General features: G+C 57.9%; 20 protein-coding genes. 15 read left to right on the top strand and 5 right to left on the bottom strand.

All coding sequences use genetic code 11. From position 1 onward, the window contains the following. Positions 1-95 precede the first annotated feature (95 nt). Genes AC2FLU_RS14415 through AC2FLU_RS14405 form a run of 3 tightly spaced genes read left to right on the top strand, consistent with a single transcriptional unit; the run spans position 96 to position 4,852 of the window. A complete protein-coding gene (locus tag AC2FLU_RS14415) occupies positions 96-1,277 on the top strand; it encodes an aminotransferase class I/II-fold pyridoxal phosphate-dependent enzyme (RefSeq protein ID WP_480517834.1) in 1,182 nt (393 codons plus the stop codon). Between the two features lie 14 nt (positions 1,278-1,291). Further along, complete coding sequence (locus AC2FLU_RS14410) at positions 1,292-4,216, top strand: DNA translocase FtsK (protein ID WP_480517832.1); 2,925 nt, start codon at positions 1,292-1,294, stop codon at positions 4,214-4,216. 39 nt (positions 4,217-4,255) lie between these two features. Next, a complete protein-coding gene (locus tag AC2FLU_RS14405) occupies positions 4,256-4,852 on the top strand; it encodes a LolA family protein (protein WP_496809476.1) in 597 nt (198 codons plus the stop codon). Positions 4,853-4,867: 15 nt separating this feature from the next. On the opposite strand, the gene AC2FLU_RS14400 is transcribed toward AC2FLU_RS14405, so the two are convergent. Continuing rightward, positions 4,868-5,449 (bottom strand): transglycosylase SLT domain-containing protein, encoded by a 582-nt coding sequence (locus tag AC2FLU_RS14400; protein WP_209504968.1) that lies wholly within the window; start codon positions 5,447-5,449, stop codon positions 4,868-4,870. 61 nt (positions 5,450-5,510) lie between these two features. Further along, positions 5,511-6,392, bottom strand: a complete 882-nt coding sequence (locus tag AC2FLU_RS14395; protein ID WP_496812021.1) for an AEC family transporter — start codon at positions 6,390-6,392, stop codon at positions 5,511-5,513. Positions 6,393-6,472: 80 nt separating this feature from the next. On the opposite strand from AC2FLU_RS14395, the gene hspQ reads away from it, so the two are divergent. Further along, positions 6,473-6,799 (top strand): heat shock protein HspQ, encoded by a 327-nt coding sequence (gene hspQ / locus AC2FLU_RS14390; protein WP_209504966.1) that lies wholly within the window; start codon positions 6,473-6,475, stop codon positions 6,797-6,799. A gap of 35 nt (positions 6,800-6,834) precedes the next feature. On the opposite strand, the gene AC2FLU_RS14385 is transcribed toward hspQ, so the two are convergent. The 3 genes from AC2FLU_RS14385 to AC2FLU_RS14375 form a co-directional block, all read right to left on the bottom strand. Beyond that, entirely contained in the window at positions 6,835-8,412 is a 1,578-nt protein-coding gene (locus AC2FLU_RS14385) for a gamma-glutamyltransferase family protein (RefSeq protein ID WP_496809475.1), read from the bottom strand. 217 nt (positions 8,413-8,629) lie between these two features. Next, complete coding sequence (locus AC2FLU_RS14380; protein ID WP_480555038.1) at positions 8,630-9,079, bottom strand: ATP-binding protein; 450 nt, start codon at positions 9,077-9,079, stop codon at positions 8,630-8,632. Between the two features lie 21 nt (positions 9,080-9,100). After that, positions 9,101-9,439, bottom strand: coding sequence for an STAS domain-containing protein (locus tag AC2FLU_RS14375; protein ID WP_496809474.1), 339 nt, complete (start codon positions 9,437-9,439; stop codon positions 9,101-9,103). A 102-nt stretch (positions 9,440-9,541) separates the two neighbouring features. On the opposite strand from AC2FLU_RS14375, the gene AC2FLU_RS14370 reads away from it, so the two are divergent. The 11 genes from AC2FLU_RS14370 (at position 9,542) to AC2FLU_RS14320 (ending at position 21,513) form a co-directional block, all read left to right on the top strand. Continuing rightward, on the top strand, positions 9,542-10,714 hold the full coding sequence (locus AC2FLU_RS14370) for a thiolase family protein (protein WP_496715723.1): 1,173 nt from the start codon (positions 9,542-9,544) through the stop codon (positions 10,712-10,714). Between the two features lie 76 nt (positions 10,715-10,790). Then, complete coding sequence (locus AC2FLU_RS14365; RefSeq protein WP_496715722.1) at positions 10,791-11,246, top strand: GAF domain-containing protein; 456 nt, start codon at positions 10,791-10,793, stop codon at positions 11,244-11,246. Positions 11,247-11,346: 100 nt separating this feature from the next. After that, the gene (locus tag AC2FLU_RS14360) at positions 11,347-11,865 is read left to right on the top strand and encodes a GNAT family N-acetyltransferase (RefSeq protein ID WP_480555044.1); all 519 of its coding nucleotides are present in this window, start codon (positions 11,347-11,349) and stop codon (positions 11,863-11,865) included. A 125-nt stretch (positions 11,866-11,990) separates the two neighbouring features. Continuing rightward, positions 11,991-12,560, top strand: coding sequence for a helix-turn-helix domain-containing protein (locus AC2FLU_RS14355; protein WP_480474127.1), 570 nt, complete (start codon positions 11,991-11,993; stop codon positions 12,558-12,560). After that, positions 12,560-13,183 carry a LysE family translocator gene (locus AC2FLU_RS14350; RefSeq protein WP_496715720.1) on the top strand — a complete coding sequence of 208 codons (624 nt, stop codon included), beginning with the start codon at positions 12,560-12,562 and terminating at the stop codon, positions 13,181-13,183. The genes AC2FLU_RS14355 and AC2FLU_RS14350 overlap by 1 nt, the downstream gene beginning before the upstream one ends. Positions 13,184-13,187: 4 nt before the next feature. Continuing rightward, positions 13,188-13,568 (top strand): GFA family protein, encoded by a 381-nt coding sequence (locus AC2FLU_RS14345; protein WP_480555047.1) that lies wholly within the window; start codon positions 13,188-13,190, stop codon positions 13,566-13,568. A gap of 15 nt (positions 13,569-13,583) precedes the next feature. Then, positions 13,584-16,031, top strand: coding sequence for a GcvT family protein (locus AC2FLU_RS14340; protein WP_496715719.1), 2,448 nt, complete (start codon positions 13,584-13,586; stop codon positions 16,029-16,031). 14 nt (positions 16,032-16,045) lie between these two features. After that, positions 16,046-17,080: an alcohol dehydrogenase catalytic domain-containing protein gene (locus AC2FLU_RS14335; RefSeq protein WP_496809473.1), complete on the top strand. Its 1,035-nt coding sequence runs from the start codon at positions 16,046-16,048 to the stop codon at positions 17,078-17,080. An 11-nt stretch (positions 17,081-17,091) separates the two neighbouring features. After that, positions 17,092-17,985, top strand: a complete 894-nt coding sequence (locus AC2FLU_RS14330; protein ID WP_480606246.1) for a homocysteine S-methyltransferase family protein — start codon at positions 17,092-17,094, stop codon at positions 17,983-17,985. Between the two features lie 10 nt (positions 17,986-17,995). After that, positions 17,996-18,970: a GlxA family transcriptional regulator gene (locus AC2FLU_RS14325; protein WP_480606243.1), complete on the top strand. Its 975-nt coding sequence runs from the start codon at positions 17,996-17,998 to the stop codon at positions 18,968-18,970. 89 nt (positions 18,971-19,059) lie between these two features. Then, positions 19,060-21,513, top strand: coding sequence for a GcvT family protein (locus AC2FLU_RS14320; protein WP_496715717.1), 2,454 nt, complete (start codon positions 19,060-19,062; stop codon positions 21,511-21,513). Positions 21,514-21,694 lie beyond the last annotated feature (181 nt).

Below are 21,694 nucleotides of genomic sequence, written 5' to 3'. Positions count from 1 at the left end.
CTGATTCGGAACCTCTTTGTCTGGACGAAGAGGTATGCGGGCTGTAATCTGCCAAAAAAACGGGGCGCAAATGACCCCGATATTGAGGCAGTAATATGGATTTCCCCGAGCGGTTTTCGAACCTACCGGAATATGCATTCCCGCGTTTGCGCGCCCTGTTGGATCACCATCAACCGGGCGGTGACGTCGTTCATATGACGATTGGCGCACCCACGCATGACTTTCCGGCCTGGGTGACGGATGTCATCATGGAAAACGCGGCCGGGTTTCAGGGCTATCCGCCGAACGAAGGCTCGGAAGACCTGCGCGGTGCAATCACGGGCTGGATCAAGCGGCGCTATGGGGTCGAAATGGACCCTGACACCAACGTCATGGCGCTGAACGGCACACGTGAGGGGCTGTATAATGCGGCCATGGCGCTGTGCCCGGAACAGAAGAATGGCAAACAACCGATCATCCTGTGCCCGAACCCATTTTATCAGGTCTACATGGTCGCGTCGATTTCGGTGGGTGCGCAACCTTATTTTGTCCCTGCAACCGCTGCGACAGGTCATCTGCCGGATTATTCCAGCCTGTCCGAAGATGTGCTGAACCGAACTGCGGTGGCTTATGTCTGTTCCCCGGCCAACCCGCAGGGTGCAGTTGCGTCGCGCGACTATTGGGCTGACCTGATCCGTCTGGCCGAGGCTTATGATTTCCGGATCTTTGCCGACGAGTGCTATTCTGAGATTTACCGTGACCAAGCCCCGACGGGGGTTCTGACCGTCGCGCAGGAACTGGGGACTGATCCCGAACGGATCACGCTGTTTAATTCCCTGTCCAAACGCTCGAACCTTGCCGGTTTGCGCTCGGGCCTGATTGCAGGTGGACCAAAGTCCATCAGTCAGGTGAAAAAGCTGCGCACCTATGCCGGGTCCCCACTGCCTTTGCCCTTGCAAGCCGCCGCCGCGCGCGTCTGGGCGGATGAGATACATGTCGAGCAAAACCGCGCGCTCTATCAGGAGAAATACGCCATTGCTGATGAGGTGTTTGCGGGCGTGCAAGGTTACATGTCGCCAGAGGCCGGGTTTTTTCTGTGGTTGCCGGTCGAGAATGGCGAGGACGCGGCATTGAAGGTTTGGAAGGAAACCGGGGTTCGGGTTCTTCCTGGCGCATATCTTTCACAAGGCGATCCGGGAAATAACCCGGGCGAAGGCTTTATCCGGGTTGCATTGGTAGCCCCAAAAACAGAGTTGCAGCGTGGTCTGATCACACTCCGCGACTGCATCTATACGTGAGGTACGAGGGCAAAATGGCATCATATAATGCGCGAAACCGCGACCCATTGCTGGACAGCACAACACAGGCAGCCCTGGAGCGACGCAGTAAGGAACTGATCGGTATCGCGCTGATCCTGTTGGGCTTGGCCGCGGCTGCGATGATCTGGTCCTATACGCCCGATGATCCCAACTGGATGGTTTCGACCGATGCACCGGTGCAGAACTGGATGGGACGGGTGGGCGCGTCTATTGCAGCCCCCTTGTTCATGATCGTGGGCTGGGGAAGCTGGGGCATCGCGCTTGTTCTGGCTGGATGGGGTCTGCGTTTTGCGGGCCATTTCGGTGAAGACCGGGCCATTGCCCGCCTGATCTTTGCCCCGATCTGGATCGCTGTAGCCTCGGTCTATGCCGCAACCCTTGTTCCCGGTGCCGAGTGGCGTGCAACGCATAGCTACGGTTTGGGCGGTTTGTTTGGCGACACGGTCATGGGCGCGTTGCTGACGCTGTTGCCGATCTCCTCGCATTTTCTGGTCAAACTGATGTCTCTGGCCATGGCCGTCGGTATGACCGCGCTGGGTGTTTTTGTGCTGGGCTTCACCAAGGCCGACGTGAAACGTGGCTTCCGGGCCTTCATCCTGGGCCTTGTGATGTCTTATGACATGCTGATGACGCTGATGGGGCGCGGTGCGGCTTCGGCCGCGCAAGCGGCACGGGATCGCCGGGCGCAGTGGGAAGAACGCAAGCTTGCTCGGGCTGAAGCGGTCGAGGCGATGTTTGACGACGAACTGGTCTATGCCGACCCTGTTTTTGAAGAACCTGAATTGGGACGCCCTGAACCTCCGGTCAAATCGGGCCTGTTGGCGCGAATGCCGTCGCTTATCCGTCGCCCCGATCCAATGCCCGAACCCGAGCTGGTGGACCCGGAACCGATCGCGGGCTTTGACGACATGCCCGGCGAAGATCGCATCCGCTCCAAAATCTCGGCCGCCGTGCGAAATCGCAAGGTTGCTGTGGGCGAAATGACACCCGAGCCAGATCCCAGCCTGCCGTTGACCAAAGGTCGTGGACGCCGTCCCGATCCGCTGATCCTGAACCAGCATACCTTGTCCGAATTGCCCCCGGAACCGCCGGTGACGGCGTATGGTCTGCGCCCCGAGCCGCAGGTGTCCACTGGTGACACGCCAGAGGCACCAGAGCTTGCTTTGATGGGTTATGAGGCCGGGACGGAACAATACGACTACGCGTCCGAGTTGGATATCGATGATGAATCGGTTTTCGAGGATGTCGCCGATGCCATGCCGCAACCGCGTCAGGCGATGAAGATCCCAGTGGCTGAACCGCGGAAGCCTGTGGTGGCGCAGCCCGTGCGCCGGACACCGTTGCCGTCCCGTCGTGCGCAGGCCGAAGCGCAACCGGCATTGTCCTTCGAGGAACGACACTCTGATTTTGAACTGCCGCCTCTGGGCTTATTGTCCAACCCCGCAAATATCCAGCGCCATCACCTGAGCGATGAGGCCTTGGAAGAAAACGCGCGGATGCTGGAAAACGTTCTGGACGATTACGGCGTCAAGGGTGAGATCGTCAGCGTACGCCCCGGCCCGGTCGTGACCATGTACGAGCTGGAGCCCGCTCCGGGCCTTAAGGCGAGCCGTGTGATCGGTTTGGCAGACGATATTGCGCGCTCGATGTCGGCCCTTTCGGCACGTGTTTCGACACTGCCCGGCCGTTCGGTGATCGGGATCGAGTTGCCCAATGAAAACCGGGAAATGGTGGTTCTACGCGAAATCCTCGCCAGCCGCGATTTCGGCGATGGCAATCAGGCGCTGCCGTTGGCGCTGGGCAAGGATATCGGCGGCGCGTCCGTGGTGGCGAACCTGGCCAAGATGCCTCACCTGCTAATCGCCGGGACCACGGGTTCAGGCAAGTCGGTGGCGATCAACACGATGATCCTGTCGCTGCTTTACAAGCTGACGCCGGATGAATGCCGCCTTATCATGATCGACCCCAAGATGCTGGAACTGTCGGTTTACGATGGCATCCCGCATCTGCTGTCGCCCGTTGTGACCGATCCGAAGAAAGCGGTCGTGGCCCTGAAATGGGTCGTGGGCGAAATGGAAGACCGCTATCGCAAGATGTCCAAGATGGGCGTGCGCAACATCGCTGGCTACAATGGCCGTGTGAAGGATGCGCTGGCCAAGGGCGAGTTGTTCAGCCGCACGGTGCAGACCGGGTTTGACGATGAAACCGGTGAACCAACATTCGAGACGGAACAATTCGCGCCCGAAGCGATGCCCTATATCGTCGTCATTGTTGATGAGATGGCCGATCTGATGATGGTCGCGGGCAAGGAGATCGAAGCGTGTATCCAGCGTCTGGCGCAAATGGCGCGGGCCTCGGGCATTCACCTGATCATGGCAACACAGCGCCCGTCTGTTGACGTGATCACCGGCACGATCAAAGCCAACTTCCCGACGCGGATTTCGTTCCAGGTGACCTCAAAAATCGACAGCCGTACCATTTTGGGCGAGATGGGCGCCGAGCAGCTGCTGGGGCAGGGCGACATGCTTTACATGGCCGGTGGCGCCAAGATCACCCGATGCCACGGGCCGTTTGTGTCGGATGAAGAGGTCGAGGAAATCGTCAACCACCTCAAACAATTCGGCCCGCCCGATTACGTGGGCAGCGTTCTGGATGGACCGGCCGAGGACAAGGTCGACAACATTGACGCCGTTCTGGGGCTGAATACAGGTGGCAACACGAACGGAGAAGACGCGCTGTACGATCAGGCGGTGGCAATTGTGATCAAGGATCGCAAATGCTCGACCTCTTACATTCAGCGGAAACTCGCCATCGGGTACAACAAGGCGGCGCGGCTTGTTGAGCAGATGGAAGAGGAAGGTGTTGTTTCGTCAGCAAATCATGTCGGGAAACGCGAAATCCTCGTCCCCGAGCAATAGGATATTTAATAACAAGGGCAGACAGCCTATCTGTACGGCATGAAACAGATTGCTTTTGCCCTTGCTTTGACACTGGCTGCACCAGCCGCCTGGGCGGCGGAAAAACTGCCGCTTTCGCAAATCTCAAGTTACCTGAATGGATTGAAAACGGTTCAGACAACGTTCACGCAGGTGAATGATGATGGCTCGTTGAGCACCGGGCAGCTGTGGATGCAGCGCCCGGGCAAGATGCGGTTCGAATATGACCCGCCCAACAGCGCTGTGGTGCTGGCGCGCTCGGGCAGTGTACAGATCTTTGATCCCAAATCGAACCAGCCGCCCGAGCAATACCCGCTGAAGCGCACGCCGCTATCCATTGTGCTGGCGCGCAATGTGAATCTTGATCAGGCCAATATGGTTGTCGGCCACAGCTTTGACGGCACGGCCACAGTGGTCACTGCACAAGACCCCAAGAACCCTGAAGCAGGCCGGATTGAATTGATGTTCACCGATAACCCGGTCGAACTTCGCAAATGGGTGATCCATGACAACGCGGGCAGTCAGACCACAGTTCTTCTGGGCGCGCTGATGGAAAGCGATGACCTGGATCAGGGCCTTTTTTCGAACAAGGAAAGACGCGGGTCAGTCAATCGCTGACCCGTTGAGTATGACTCAGTACCGGCAGTTCGCTAATTGCGCCTGATACAGTTGCGCGCGTGCGTCCACGTCATTGGCCACGCTCAACAACCATGATTTGCTGTTGTGGGTGCCGCGTGCGTACCCCGTGTGGCCTTCGTGATAGGCCAGGTATTGATTGCGTGTGTCGCCGGGGTGGATGCCGTTGCGCTCATAGCTTTTGTTCATATACCAGCCGATGAAGTCCGACGCGTCGCGGATGCGATCCCGCTTGGCCCGACGCTTGCCGGTTTCGCGCTGATATTGATCCCAGGTGCCGTCCAGTGCTTGGCTGAACCCATAGGCGCTGCTTTGCCGCCCCATCGGGATCACGCCCAGCACGTAACGGTGTGGGGTACGTGCATCGTGGCGATATCGGCTTTCCTGATAAATCGTGGCCATCTGAACGTGAACCGGAACACCCCATTTCTGCTCGGTGCTTTTGAAAGCCTTGATAAAATCCGGTCGCTCGTGCGCAATACTGCATGCGTCGTTCAGTTTGCTGGGCGGTTGTTTTGACCCGCCGCCACAGGATGCCAAAAGCAGCACCCCGAAGAGTACGATAAGAATTCTGCTCATGTGCCTCATGCCTTTTTTTGTTTATTCTAGCGTAGATTGAGCTCTGAGGAAATCACAATCGCTACAAAACAATGGCAAGAATTACGGGTAACGCCGCCACGGAAAGCACAGTGGACACCATGACCATGCCGGCAACGGCATCGGAATCGGCCTCAAATCGTTCTGCCAGCAAATATGAGGTCACAGCGACCGGCGTACAAATTTGCAGGACCAGAACGCCAAAGGCGACAGTGTCCAGATCAAACAACACTCCAATCCCCCAGCCCAACGCAAAGCAGACGATAAGTTTCAGGACTGACAACCAGAGTGCTTGCCCCAGACTGCGCGAGGTCAGGCGGGCGATTGCCACACCGACCGTGACCAACATCAGCGGAACAGCCATTTGCCCCAAAAGCTCTAACGTGTTGGTTAGAAATGTCGGAGTTTGCCACCCTTGCCACAAAAACACTGCACCCAGAATGGTCGCCCACGCCATCGGCTGGCGCAAGACTTGTCCCCATGCGCCTTTTCCGGCGACTAGGTATATTCCATAAGTGAAAGAAAACAGCGCAGTTACAGACAGAAAGATGACTGCGTAACCCAAGCCAATCTGTCCGAACGCAAAGATACATAGCGGCAAGCCAAGATTGCCGGTATTGCCGAAAATCAGCGGTGACAGGTACGTGCGCTGATCCAGTTTCAAGACGCGAACCAGCAACCAGAACACCCCTGCCAGCAGAAGATTTGCGACCAGGGTCGCGGATGTGAAACGCGACAAATCTCCGCCCAGGATGTCGGTTTGCATGAGCGCAACAAAGATCAGACTGGGCATTGCCAGCGTCGTTGCAAAGCGTGTCACAAATTGCAGCCGGTATTCGAACCCCAGTTTGACCCAGGTAAAGCCAATGGCTGCCAAGAGAAAAACCGGGGCCACGATTTCGAACACTGTCAGTATTAGGTTCACAGACTGTTTCCCTGAATTTCACATCAATGATTGGCATTTCGGGCCAAAAACCGTTAGTAAATGCGGTGGGGGCTGAAACAATGTTAAAGACACGCGCGAAATACGGATTGGGCCAGGTGGTCCGTCACAAGAAACACCCTTTTCGAGGGGTGATTTTTGACGTGGACCCAGAGTTTTCGAACACAGAAGAATGGTATCAGGCCATTCCGGAAGACAGCCGTCCAAGGAAAGAACAGCCGTTCTACCACCTGTTGGCAGAGAACGACCAATCTTTCTATGTTGCTTATGTTTCAGAACAAAATCTGGTTGCAGACTATTCCGGCGAGCCGGTTGAACACCCGGATATCTCCAACATGTTCGGCCCATTCGAAGACGGTGCCTACCCTCTGCATTTCCACCTGAACTAGGTCTGGCGAACCGGTCGGCATTGTACTGCCGCTGATCAGTATCCAAGGGCACACCCATCCTTGCGCGGGTCGCTGGCACCTTCCAAAACACCGTCTTTTCGGATTCGGATCGCTTGCGCTCCACCAAGCGGAGTTTCCGGAATTTCAATATTGTGGCCGATTTCAGACAATTGTTTCGCCACTTCTTCAGAATAGCCCCGCTCCAGTTTCAGGACACTTCCATCAAAAAAGGCACGCGGCGCGTTGATGCTTTCCTGTAGCTCCAGCCCAAAGTCCCTAAGGTTCGAAACGAAACGCGCGTGCCCGGTCGGTTGATAAGCACCGCCCATCACGCCGAATGGCATCGAGACACGGTCATTCTCGGCCAACATCCCCGGTATGATCGTGTGCATCGGGCGTTTGCCGCCAGCCAGTTCATTGGGGTGACCCGGCTGAAGCGTGAACCCCGCGCCCCTGTTCTGAAGCAGAATGCCGTATTTCTCGGACGCGATCCCTGACCCAAAGCCATGAAAGATCGAGTAGATCAGCGACACAGCCATAAGGTCGCGGTCGACCACCGTGATATAGACCGTGTCTTTGTGTATGGCTTCCGTCAAAGGTGCTGCTGCGGGCATTGCGCGTTTTGGGTCAATCAATGCAGCCAGCCTGACTGCTACATCCATATCAAGAAACCGCTCGGCCCGCGCGACATGATCGGGATCAGCAATAAACCGGTTGCGCGCGTCATAAGCCAGCTTGGTGGCTTCAGCCTCGATATGAACCCGTTCTGCTCCAAATGGATCCATACTGGCCAGATCGAACTGTTTTAGAATGTTCAGCAGCAGGATCGCGGTTGCACCTTGGCCGTTCGGCGGGTGTTCGACCAGATCAACACCCTTGTAGGCCCCGCGCATGGGCTGCGTTTCAGCGCACTTGGTGCGGTGGAAGTCCTCGGCGGTGTGGACACCTCCGAGTGCGGACAGAGCCCGGATCATATCCTCGGCAATGTCTCCTGAATAAAAAGCGTCGCGTCCCTGGCTGGCGATCCTGCGCAAGACCTCAGCCTGACCGGGGGCGCGAAAGATCTGCCCGATTGCGGGTATTTGCCCATTGACCAGATAATGATCACGCGCAGCGCCCTGTAATGTGGCCGCCCCTGTTTTCCAGTCAAATGCAACCCGAGGGGCCACCGGAACGCCAGCCTCGGCATAGTGGATTGCGGGTTCCAGAATCGCGCCCAGCCCCAATCGCCCTTCGGTTTCTGCAAGGTGACAGAAGGCGTCCACGGCACCGGGAACAGTCACCGCGTCCGGGCCGTTCAACGGTATTGATGACAGACCCTTGTCTCGCAAGGGCTGCGCCCGCGCAGCGGCCGGTGCGCGACCCGATCCGTTCAATGCGCGTATCCGGTTTTCGCCCGCACGGCTGAACAAAACGAAACAATCGCCGCCCAACCCGGTCATCTGCGGTTCGCAAATCCCAAGCAGAACTGCACCTGCAATCGCTGCGTCCATGGCGTTGCCGCCGCGCTCAAGAATATCGATTGCCACCTTGGCGGCCAGCGGGTGCGACGTTGCGCACATCCCCCGCGTTGCAAAAACTTCCGACCGGCCAGGTTTGTGCAGATCACGCATGGTGGTTCTTTCTCCTTAAAACAGGGGAAAGCTATTCTCTGATTGCCGGTTGTCCAGTCAATTCAAGTTGGGGGGAGATCCTCGGCGCCGTTCACTGGGTGGGGGCTGTGATAATTGGCGCCGAGGGAAGCTATCTGAGCTACGAGTCACTGTATGGCGGCGATTTGCGGCGCGACAATGTTTCGAAAATGGCGTTATTGTGGCCAATTGCGGCTGATTACCCGTTCTTGTCAAAGTTAAATCGCAAGGATAGCCGATTGCACCCGTCGCGACGCTCATAACAGATATCGCTGGTAAGTTGATGAATCAGGAACCAGCCGAACCCGCCTTCGGGCAAATCCTGAATGCGGGTTCCCAGTGGTGCTGGTGTTCCGTCTGGTGGTTCGTAGCCGGGCAATGGATGGCCCGTGTCCGAGATCAGAATGTCCAGGCGGTTTCTGTCCAACCGGCATGTGACCTGAACCCCGGCCGGGGCCACGTCCATATAGGCATGTTCCACAACGTTGTTGATTGCTTCTGCCAGTGCGATCTTGACGTCGTCCGCCTTGTGCGGCGGCAACCCTCGTTTCGCCAGTCCGGCACTGAGTTTCGCAATCCCCGCGCTGGCTTCTGTTTCCGCTGCGGGAAAGCTCACTTCCAGGCAGGTCGCGTTACAAATGGGCTCCATGTTGTCGCACTCCTGCTCTTGTCACCTGTCCGGTTTCGACAGGGCGTCATCCAGTGTCGCAAACAACCTGAACACGGTATCCATGCGCGTCAGGCGAAAGACCTTTTCCACCACGGGCTGCGGGCCTGCCAGATCAAGCCTTCGGTTCAGCCCCAGTTGTTTCATGGAGGCCACGATTGCGCCCAGCCCGCTTGAATCGATGAACTCGACACCTGAAAGGTCAAGGATAACCCGATCAGCGCAGGCCTCGGTCTCTGCGCGCATGCCTTCTTTGAACTGAATGGCCATCGCAGCGTCGATCCGGTCAGAGTGAACGGTGATAATCTGTGTCGTACCGTCTGATGTGCTGGTCAGCCCCATGGTCCGGCCGCCCTCCAATTTGAAAATGAGTCGTAGAAATACGCTAGACGCGAATTCTTACCATTCGGTATTCAAGGACCGGACGGCAGGAGGATTATCCGGATGAGAGATGTTGTTATTACAGGTGCTGCCAGAACGCCAATGGGTGGTTTTCAGGGCATGTTCGACGGTGTCGCAGCATCCGAGCTTGGCGGCGCAGCGATTCGTGCCGCGTTAAAGCAGGCAGGGGCACAGACGGTTGACGAGGTGTTGATGGGATGTGTCCTGCCCGCAGGTCAGGGGCAGGCTCCGGCGCGCCAGGCGGGTTTCGCGGCGGGCTTGGGCGAGGAGGTTCCCGCCACCACGCTGAACAAGATGTGTGGTTCCGGGATGAAGGCGGCGATGATGGCCTTCGACCAGATCGCATTGGGTTATGCGGATACAATGGTCGCCGGAGGTATGGAGAGCATGACCAACGCGCCCTACCTGCTGCCGAAAATGCGGGGCGGTGCGCGCATCGGTCATGGTCAGGTGATCGACCACATGTTCCTTGATGGGCTGGAAGACGCCTATGACAAGGGCCGCCTGATGGGAACCTTTGCCGAAGACTGCGCTGAGGCGTATCAGTTCACCCGCGAAGCGCAGGATGAATATGCCTTGAAATCCTTGTCCAACGCACTTTCCGCGCAAGAAAGCGGTGCTTTCGCGGGCGAGATCGTCCCCGTCACAGTGCGCACGCGAAAGGGTGAGATTGTACAGGTGGCTGACGAGCAACCCAAATCTGCCCGTCCCGAGAAAATTCCGACGCTGAATCCCGCTTTCCGCAAGGACGGGACAGTGACCGCCGCCAATTCCTCGTCAATATCCGACGGCGCGGCGGCGCTTGTTCTGGCATCGGCTGAGACGGCAGAAGCGCGAGGGCTGACAGTTCGGGCCCGTATTCTGGGACATGCCAGCCATGCGCAGGCACCCGGACTTTTCACGACTGCGCCGGTTCCGGCGGCGCAAAAGCTCCTGTCCCGCATCGGTTGGAACAAGGATGATGTCGACCTGTGGGAGGTCAATGAAGCCTTCGCAGTTGTCCCGATGGCTTTCATGCACGAGATGGGATTGCCGCGCGACAAGGTGAACGTAAATGGCGGTGCCTGTGCCTTGGGCCATCCTATAGGAGCATCTGGCGCCCGTATAATGGTCACCTTGTTGAACGCGCTCGAGAAACGAAATCTCAAGCGGGGGGTTGCTGCAATCTGCATCGGCGGCGGTGAAGGAACAGCTATCGCGATCGAACGCATTTGACCCTTCATCTTTTTCGAATTACTCCGGGGGTTTCGGGGGCAGCGCCCCCGGGGGTTTTCCAAGGGGTTCGGGACCTATGACCGTCGATTACAGTACGCTGGCCAGTACAATTGCAGCATTGACCGAAGGCGAAACCGATCAGGTTGCCCTGATGGCCACCGTTGCTTGCGAGGTCCATTATTCTGACAACCGTTTCGACTGGACCGGGTTTTACCGGGTGACAGAACCGGGTTTGCTGAAAATCGGCCCGTACCAGGGTGGGCATGGCTGTCTGGTCATCCCGTTCGCGCGCGGCGTCTGCGGGGCGGTAGCGCGCACTGGCGAAGTGCAGCTGGTGCCGGATGTCGACGCGTTTCCGGGTCACATCGCTTGCGCCAGTTCAACCCGGTCCGAACTTGTTCTGCCGGTGCGGAACGCAGCGGGCGAGTTGATTGCAGTTTTCGACATCGACAGCAATCAACCCGATGCGTTCTCAACTGAAGACGCGGATAACCTGTCCGCGATCCTGTCAAAGACCTTCGCACAAGCCTGATTGATTCTCGGTCCGTACAAGGTGCGTCTACCGGTTTCCTCTTTTCGATTTCGCTCGGGGCCTGATAAAACCGGAAAGCCCGATACGTATTGGATTAACCATGGTTCCAGGCCATTTCCGAACTCCGCGCCTTTCGGTTCGCAACTGGAAGGTTGAACTCACCGATCCGCGATTGCGAGCTCGGCTTGAAGATGATCTTGTCGCGCTTCTGACCCCTGCGGTCCTGAAACACCTGCCACCGTCGATGCAGTTGCAGGGCCGGGATATTTCGAACTGGATTGATGACAGACGTGCTGAAAGCGATATTCTGCTTGCGCGCTATAACCGCGGTAACCACCTTATTGGCCTATTCGTGTTGGCCATGAGTACAGAGGCCGATTCAATTCCAAACCTTCACGTTGGCTATCTGATTGCAGAATCCGCTTGGGGGAATGGCTACGCCTCCGAGATGTTGCAAGGCTTGCAGGACGCATTGACGCCTGGGCCTGCCGTGCGTCTCATTGCCGGGGTCGGGCGTGACAATCCGGGTTCAGCCCGCGTTCTGCAAAAAACAGGCTTCACGCTTTGGCACGAGCGCGCCTCTGCCACCACCGATACATATGTTTGCCATATCAGCTGAGTGACCGAACCGTCAGGGCATAGCCAATCCGGAATACGGGCTTGCGTGAAAAAATGCTTGGAAATTTCACGGAATCGAGGCATCGTGAAAAACGAGATCAAATTTTCACGAGAGTTGGAGCCCCCTTGAACAGCCAGGCCCCGCAAAGTGCAACACTTGGTGCAGATATCCGCGCGCTGCGCAAGGCGCGTGGATTGACGCTGAGTGCTATCGCAACCCGGCTGGACAGGTCTGTGGGCTGGCTCAGCCAGGTCGAACGTGACATGTCTGAGCCGTCGATCTCGGACCTGAGGCAGATCGCCGAATGCCTTGGCGTACCCATGTCGATGTTGTTTGCGCATTCGGCGGCACCTGCGGACGAGCAGGGATATGTCGTGCGTGCCGGCTCGCGCCGGCCCATGGGGTCGGGCGAGGAAGGGTTGATCGAAGAACTGCTCTCGCCGGATCTGACCGATGATTTCGAAATGGTACATTCTACCTTCAAACCCAACTCGCAGATGCAGACACCGGCCAATCGTCCGACACAGGAAGTCGGATACATGATCTCGGGCAAGTTGGACCTGACAATCGGGGCGCGCGCGTTCACGGTTGGGCCAGGTGACAGTTTTCGGATCCGACACGAACCTTATCAATGGGCCAACCCTTACGACGAGCCCGCTGCGGCCATCTGGGTCATCGCCCCGCCGGTCTACTGATGTCGTTCGAAGCCTGGACCATATTTGCGTTTTTCTGGGTGGTTTTCGTAACCACGCCGGGCCCAAATGCGGTCAATTGCATCTCGAACGGGATGAGCCTTCCGTTCCCAAAGGCAATGCTGGGCGTATTGGCAATTCTCACGCAAGCCAGCGCCTTTCTGATCCTGTCTGCGCTGGGTGTGACGGCGCTGATCGCCGCATCGCCGACCGGGTTCTTTGTCGCCAAGCTGATTGGTGCGGGGTTTTTGATCTGGTTGGGCATTCGCGGATGGATGAATGCAACAAAACCCGCACCAGCCTCCGAGCGTCCGGCGCGACATGTCTATCTGCACGCGCTGGCAGTGGCAACGATCAATCCCAAAAGCGTCGCCGGATACCTGGCCGCGTTTTCGCAGTTCGTTCAGCCCGAGGTCCCGGTCTGGCAGCAGATGGGGGTTATCATGCCTACCGCGCTGATCATCACCACACTCAGCTACACCGGCTTTACGGCGCTGGGCGCCTTGATGGGCAGGGCAGCGCTGAGCGCCGTGTTCAATATCTGGGTGCGCCGGATCATGGCGGTCTGTTTTGTCATCTACGGTGTGTTGTTGGGAACCAGCACCACACCCGCAATAAGGGGGTAGTCAAATGCACAAGGGATCCTGCCTTTGCGGCTCGGTCGCGTTCACGATTGACGGAGACCTGTCGCTGCCTTCGGTCTGCCATTGCGGACAGTGCCGCAGACAGTCGGGCCATTTCTGGGCTTCGACCTCAACCCATCAGGACAACCTGAGTTTCTCGGCCAGCGACACGCTAAGCTGGTATCGCGCGTCTGACATCGCCCGACGGGGGTTCTGCAGCAAATGTGGCTCGTTTCTCTTCTGGCAACACAACCAGGAGGACACGATTTCGATCTCCATGGGCGCACTCGATGCTTCCACGGGTTTAAAGCTCTCAAAGCACATCTTTGTGGCTGACAAGGGCGATTATTACGACATCACGGACGATCTGCCTCAAGAGGCACAGTAACAAGGATCAAAACGCATGAGTGATTTTCCAACAAAAGCCCGCGTGGTCATTATCGGCGGTGGCGTGGTGGGGGCTTCCTCGCTATATCATCTGGCCAAGAAGGGCTGGACCGATTGTGTTCTGCTGGAAAAGAACGAGCTGACTGCCGGGTCGACCTGGCATGCGGCAGGGAACGTTCCGACCTTTTCGACCTCATGGGCGATCATGAACATGCAGCGCTATTCGACCGAGCTGTATGCGCGTCTGGGTGAAGAAGTCGATTATCCGATGAACTACCACCAGACCGGTTCGATCCGACTGGCGCATTCGAAAGAACGTGTGCAGGAGTTCGAGCGCGCCATGGCGATGGGCCGGTATCAGGGGATTCCCATGGAGATGTGGACTCCGGAAGAAGCGAAAGAGCGCTATCCCTTCCTGGAAACGCACGATCTTGAAGGTGTTCTCTACGACCCGACGGATGGTGATATCGATCCGGCGCAGCTGACGCAGGCGCTGGCCAAGGGCGCGCGCGATATGGGGCAGAAGATCATCCGTTTCTGCCCGGCGACTGGCGTGACACAGCATGACGACGGCACCTGGACCGTGCACACGGACAAAGGCGATATAGCCTGTGACTATGTTGTGAACGCAGCCGGGTATTATGCGCAGCGTGTGGGCGAATGGTTCAAGCCCTTCGGTGGCCGCACCGTTCCGGCAATGGTCATGAGCCACCAGTACCTGCTGACCGATGAAATCCCCGAGATCGAAGCATGGACCAAGCAAAGCGGTGCCAAGCTGCCGCTGCTGCGTGATGTGGATGTCTCTTACTACCTGCGGCAGGAAAAGAACGGCTTCAACCTTGGTCCTTACGAGCCCAACTGCAAGGGCCACTGGATGACCGAAGACGATCCGATGCCTGACGATTTCAGCTTTCAGCTGTGGAATGACGATCTGGACCGCATCGAAGATATCGTCACCGATGCGATGGAACGGGTGCCGCTGATGGCAACCTCGGGTGTTGGGCGCGTTATCAACGGGCCGATCCCCTATGCGCCTGACGGGCTGCCGCTGATCGGCCCGATGCCCGGTGTGAAAAACGCGTTCGAGGCACATACTTTCACCTTCGGCATCGCGCAGGGCGGTGGCGCAGGCAAGGTTCTGGCCGAATGGGTCGTTGATGGCGCGACCGAATGGGATATGTGGGCCGTCGATCCGCGCCGCTATACCGATTACACCGATCAGGATTATTGCAACCAGAAAGGCATGGAAGTCTATGGCAACGAATATGCCATGCACTTCCCGCACCATGAATGGCCCGCCGCGCGCGACAAGAAACTGTCACCCGTGCATGACAGGGTCAAGGCGCTGGGTGGCGTAATGGGCGCCTATAACGGCTGGGAACGCGCCAACTGGTTTGCCCAGCCCGGCGATGACACCTCGCTCGAGGCGACCCACACCTGGGGTCGGTCCGGTCCGTGGGAACAGCGGATCAAGGAAGAATGCGAAGCTGTGCGCGATCATTGTGGCGTGTTGGACCTGCCGGGCTTCTCGCGCTTCATGGTCAAGGGTAACGGCGCTGCCGAAGCTCTGCGCGGCCTTGCAACCGGCGGGCTGCCAAAGGTCGGTCGGATGAACCTCATCTATGTCTCGGACGACCGTGGCCGCATCCTGACCGAAATGTCCTGCATCCGGCTGGGTGAAGAAGAGTTCATCATGATCACGGCGGCGACTGCGCAATGGCATGATCGTGATATCCTGATGAAGGCAATGCCTGCCGGGGTCTCAATCGAAGATGTCACCACCACGCGCGACACGCTGATTGTGACTGGCCCGAAATCGCGTGAGATCCTGTCGTCAATGACCGACGCCGATCTGACTTCGGGATGGCTGACCCACCAGTCCGCCACCGTCGCCGGCCAACCCGCCTATCTGATCCGCGTTTCCTTTGCCGGTGAACTGGGATGGGAGGTGCATGCACTGAACGAACACATGCCTGCAATCTACGACGCGATCATCGATGCCGGTGCCAAGCCGTTTGGAATGTATGCGCTGAACTCGCTGCGGATCGAAAAAGGGTACCGCGCCTGGAAGGGCGATCTGTCGACCGACTATTCCCTGCTTGAAGGCGGGTTGGAACGGTTCGTCAAGCTCGACAAACCACAGGACTTCCCGGGCAAGGCGGCAATCCTGGACGAAAAGCAGCGAGGCGTGAAAAAGTCCTTCGTCACCCTGACCGTTGATGCAGGCGATTGCGACGCGCCGTATATGTCCTGTATCTGGCAAGGCGATGAGATCATCGGCGAAACCACATCCGGCGCATGGGGCTACCGCGTTGGCAAATCCATCGCGCTGGGCATGATCCGGGCCGAGTTTGCCAATCCCGGAACTGAGCTTGAGGTCGAAATCTACGGTCAGAAATGCCGCGCCGTGGTAGAGCTGGATCAACCGCTCTGGGACCCCGAGAACGAGCGGTTGCGGGCGTGACGCGTTTGGCGACCATGTCCGGCGTCTATCTGACCGGCCATGGCGGACCAGAGGCGCTGGAATGGCGCGACGATATCCCTGTCCCGGCCCCTGGGCCGGGGCAGGTGCTTGTTCGGGTCGCCGCGGCAGGGGTCAATAACACGGATATCAACACAAGGGTCGGCTGGTATTCATCGGATGTCACCGGCGGGACGGATGCCGTCGATCAGGATATTGAAGCCGGAGGGTGGGGCGGCGCACTGAACTTTCCCCGCATTCAGGGCGGCGATCTGTGCGGGATCGTTGAAGAAGTCGGGCCAAACACGGGGTTCAAAAAGGGCCAGCGTGTGACGTGCCCGATCAACCTTCCGCGTCCGCGCCCCGGCAACCCTCAGGGCTTTATTGCGCTCGGGTCAGAGATTGATGGGGCCTTTGCCCAATACTGTCTGGTTGAAGCAAATGATCTTTACGACGTAAGTGCATCGCCCCTGTCTGATGTTGAAATTGCGGCCATTCCCTGCGCCTTTGGTACTGCCGACAACCTGCTGACGCGCGCGGGCGTGACGTCTGGCCAAAAAGTTCTGATCACTGGCGCGTCAGGCGGCGTCGGTCTGGCGGCGGTGCAGCTTGCGGCGCTGCGCGGAGCATCGGTTTGGGGTGTGACGGCTGCAGAGAAGGCAGAGGTCGTCAGATCCCAAGGCGCGTTGGGCACATTCGGCCGGGATGAACTGCCGCCGCAGGATATGTTCGACGCGGTTATAGATGTTGTTGGCGGGCCCGCATGGGCATCGCTGATCCTTGCTCTAAAACCCGGCGGGCACTACGCGGTTTCTGGGGCAATCGCCGGCCCGATTGTCGAGGCTGATCTGCGGGACATCTATTTGCGCGACATCACCGTTCACGGCTGCACGCATCAGGCACCCGAAGTCTTTGGCCGCCTAGTGGAGTTGATGAATACCGGACGGATCAAGCCACTGGTTTCCCGAACCTACCCGTTGAAGGATATCGTCCGCGCACAGGCTGATTTTCAGGCAAAGACCCTTCCGGGTAAACTCGTGCTGCTGCCTTAAGGAGCTACGACATGACAAAGATCACTCTGTTGGACGGTTCAATCGGACAGGAATTGGTCAAACGCAGCGGAGACCGGGCGACGCCACTATGGTCCACACGTGTGATGATCGACCACCCTGATCTGGTCGGCGCGGTGCATGGCGACTACTTCCGTCGTGGTGCCACGGTTGCCACCACCAATACCTATGCCGTCCACCGTTCACGCCTGGTGCGAGTGGGGATGGAGGACCAGATGCCCGCCCTTATCGACACTGCCCTGACACAGGCCGAACGTGCTCGTACTTCGACCGGGGGGCGGATTGCGGGGTCTCTGGGGCCGCTTCTTGCATCTTACCGACCCGACCTGAATCCCGACCCGGCAGATGCGGCGGGAAAGTTTGCTGAACTTGTGGCTTTGATGGCTGCGCGCGTCGATCTGTTTCTGATCGAGACAGTATCTTCGGTGCAGGAGGCCGAGGGTGCGCTGCGTGGAACGACCGGATGTGGCAAACCAGTCTGGCTGTCATTCACGGTCAATGACGAAGATGGCAGCCGCCTCAGGTCCGGCGAACCGCTCAGGGATGTCGCGCCCTTGGTTGCAGAGTTTTCACCTGATGCGCTGCTGATTAATTGTTCGCGCCCCGAAGCGATCCCAGCTGCTCTGGACATCCTGTCCGGCATGAACAAGCCTTATGGTGCCTATGCCAACGGCTTTACACATATTTCGGATGAGTTTCTAAAGGACGCGCCGACAGTGGATGCGTTGGATCAACGCCATGATCTTGGTCCCGATGCCTATGCGGATCACGTCATGCGTTGGGTCGATCAGGGGGCCACGATTGTCGGTGGATGCTGCGAGATCGGCCCGGACCACATCGAAGCGCTGGCCAAGCGGTTGCGTACTGCCGGGCATGAGATCGTCTAAGGTGACAGCGATGAGGAAAGTTGCTTCTGAATCACCGCAGGCGATACAGCAACATTTCGATATTTTGGTCGCACCCGGATTTGTGCTGCTTGAACTGGCCTCATTGGTCGAGGTTCTCAGGTTGGCAAATCGTGTGTGTCCGAAGCCGCCGTTCACTTTTGCCTATCGGTCGCTCAAAGGTGGCCCGATCTCCAGCAGCAGCGACGCGGTGGTGCAAACGGAACGCGTGCAGACGCAGCCCAAGGCGAATTATCTTTTTGTGATCGGCAATTCTGACCCGGATCACCCGGACTTGTCTTTGGGGCGGGTGGTGTCGGATTACACCTTCCGGGATGCCAAGGTGTTTCTGCTGGCGGAAGCCGCCAGCCGGTATATCGACGAACAGGGTACAGACGACTTGGCAACCCACTGGGAGAATGCCTCGTTCCTGCGGGAACGCGGGGCCCGGTTTGAAGCCAAACTGTCGATTGCAACCGAACAGGGCGCCGTTGTGACCTGTGCCGGAATGGAGGCGACAACAGATATCGCGCTGGCAGTGATCGGCCGTCATATCTCGGGGCCCGCAAAAATGACCGTGGCGGACATCATGTTGCATGAAAACATCCGGGATTTCGCCTCGATGCAGCCATTCTCTGGGGTAAAGTTGACGGCGACCGGAGATGTGAAGCTGGATCAGTGCATCAAGCTCATGCAGGCCAATATCGAAGACCCTCTGCCGATCAATCAGATCGTCGATTCGCTGCAACTGTCGAACCGCTCGCTTGAGCGTAAGTTCAAAACCTTCTTTGGCACCACGCCCAACGGATTCTATCGTGAAATGCGGCTGGCCAAGGCCAATAACCTGCTTCTGAACACCACTATGAGCGTTCGCGAAATCGGATTGGCCTGCGGTTTTCCGAACGGGTTTTCCTCTGTTTACAAAAGCTTCTTCGGAGTCACGCCTTTTGTCGTTCGACGTGAAAAGCGGGCCGCGACACATCGGTGAAAACTGCTGATCTTGTGACGTTTTTGGTGCATTTGTTGTCGATCTTCCGTGGCAGTTTACGCCAAACCTGACACAGCGGAGATTTCAGGATGGTTGATCTTCCCAGCAAGGCCCGAGTGGTCATCATCGGTGGCGGCGTCATCGGATGTTCGGTCGCGTATCATCTGACCAAGAAGGGCTGGACTGATGTTGTTCTTCTAGAGCGCAAGCAACTGACCAGCGGCACCACCTGGCACGCGGCGGGCCTGATCGGGCAACTGCGCGCGTCTTCCAACATGACCAAACTGGCGCGCTATTCCGCAGAGCTCTATCTGGGTCTCGAGGAAGAGACCGGTGTCGCTACCGGCCTGCGTCAGGTTGGATCCGTTTCGGTCGCCCTGACCAGTGAGCGGTTGGAAGAGCTTCACCGAAATGCGGCAATGGCCCGCGCCTTTGGCGTGCCGGTCGAAGAGCTGTCACCGACCGAAGTCAAAGAGCGATATGAGCATATCAACCTCGACGGTGTGGCAGGTGGCGTCTGGTTGCCGACCGATGGCCAGGCGGATCCTGCTAATATTGCCTTGGCGTTGGCCAAGGGTGCGCGTCAACGCGGTGGGATGATCAAGGAACGGGTGAAGGTGACCGGGATTTCCCGGCACGGACGGCGTGCAACCGGTGTCGACTGGGTCAGTGATGACGGGCAGTCCCAAGGGCATATCGCCTGCGATATGGTTGTTAATTGCGCGGGAATGTGGGGGCGCGAGATAGGCAAGATGGCCGGTGTGAATGTGCCGCTGCATGCCTGCGAACATTTCTACATCGTCTCTGAACCCATTGAAGGGTTGAGCCAGATGCCGGTTCTGCGGGTGCCAGATGAATGCGCCTACTACAAGGAAGATGCAGGCAAAATGATGCTGGGCGCATTCGAGCCCAATGCCAAACCCTGGGCCATGAACGGTATTCCAGACAGCTTCGAGTTCGACCAACTGCCCGAGGATTTCGACCACTTCGAACCGATCCTCGAAGCGGCCTGCAACCGGATGCCAATGCTGTCCGAGGCGGGTATTCACACCTTCTTCAACGGCCCTGAATCCTTTACTCCCGACGACGCCTATCACCTGGGTCTGGCACCCGAGATGGACAATGTCTGGGTCGCGGCCGGGTTCAACTCGATCGGTATCCAGTCCGCCGGTGGCGCGGGCATGTCGCTGGCCGAGTGGATGGATACCGGTGAAAAGCCCTTTGATCTGGGCGACGTGGATATCGGTCGGATGCAGCCGTTTCAGGGCAATAAGAAGTACCTTTTTGAACGCTCAAAGGAAACGTTGGGACTGCTCTACGCCGATCACTATCCCTATCGCCAGAAAGCCACCGCGCGTGGTGTGCGCCGAACCCCGTTCCACCATCACCTGAAAGAACAAGGCGCCGTTTTTGGCGAACTCGCAGGTTGGGAACGCGCCAATTGGTACGCGAATGAAGGGCAGGAGCGCGAATACCGGTACAGCTGGAAACGCCAGAACTGGTTCGAGAATTCCGCTGCCGAGCACAGAGCCGTGCGCGAGAATGTGGGCATGTATGACATGTCTTCCTTCGGCAAGATTCGCGTGGAAGGCCCTGACGCCGAAAAGTTCATGAACTACATCGGCGGGGGAGACTACTCGGTCCCTGTCGGCAAGATCGTCTATACGCAGTTTTTGAACCGCACGGGCGGGATCGAAGCGGACGTCACCGTGACCCGCCTGACCGAAACTACCTATCTGGTCGTGACCCCCGCAGCCACGCGCTTGGCGGATCAGACATGGATGATGCGCCATGTCGGGAATTTCAACGTGGTCATTACGGATGTCACAGCGGGTGAAGGCGTTCTCGCTGTCATGGGGCCAAACGCTCGGGCTCTGCTGGAAAAAGTCTCGCCCAACGATTTCACAAACGCGAACAACCCCTTTGGCACCGCGCAGGAAATTGAGATCGGCATGGGCCTCGCCCGCGCTCATCGTGTGACCTATGTGGGTGAGCTTGGGTGGGAAATCTATGTTTCCTCGGACATGGCGGGCCACGTCTTCGAGACGCTGCATGAGGCCGGTCAGGACATGGGGCTGAAGCTGTGTGGTATGCACATGATGGACAGCTGCCGGATCGAAAAGGGATTCCGCCATTTCGGCCATGATATCACCTGTGAGGATCACGTGGTTGATGCTGGTCTTGGCTTTGCCGTCAAGGTGGACAAAGGTTGTGATTTTATCGGGCGTGAGGCGGTGATTGCACGAAAAGAAAGCGGCCCCAAAAGCCGTCTGGTACAGTTCCGTCTGACCGACCCTGAACCGCTGTTGTTCCACAACGAGCCGATCGTGCGTGATGGCGAATATGTCGGCTACCTGAGTTCCGGCAACTACGGTCACAGCCTCGGCGGTGCCATCGGAATGGGCTATGTACCGTGCGAAGGTGAAAAGGCCGCAGACGTTCTGGGTTCAACCTATGAGATCGATGTTTGCGGCGTGAAGGTCAAAGCCGAAGCATCGCTTAAACCGATGTATGACCCGAAATCCGAACGGGTGAAGGTCTGACAGACAGGGCTGGGGGCTCTGCCCCCGCCGCCCGTGCCGGGCGACTCCCCCGGGATATTTTGGGCCAGATGAAGTGCGGATCCCTTGCTTCACCTGGCTCTAAATATCCTGGAGCGCGAGGCAGAGCCTCGCATTTTGGCGGCAACAGCTGCGGTCAGCTAACTTATCACAAATCGTTATG

The sequence above is a fragment of the Ruegeria sp. SAZD013 genome (assembly GCF_059612525.1).
The sequence above is the reverse complement of the archived record's forward strand: the minus strand, read 5'-3'. Positions and strand labels throughout refer to the sequence as shown.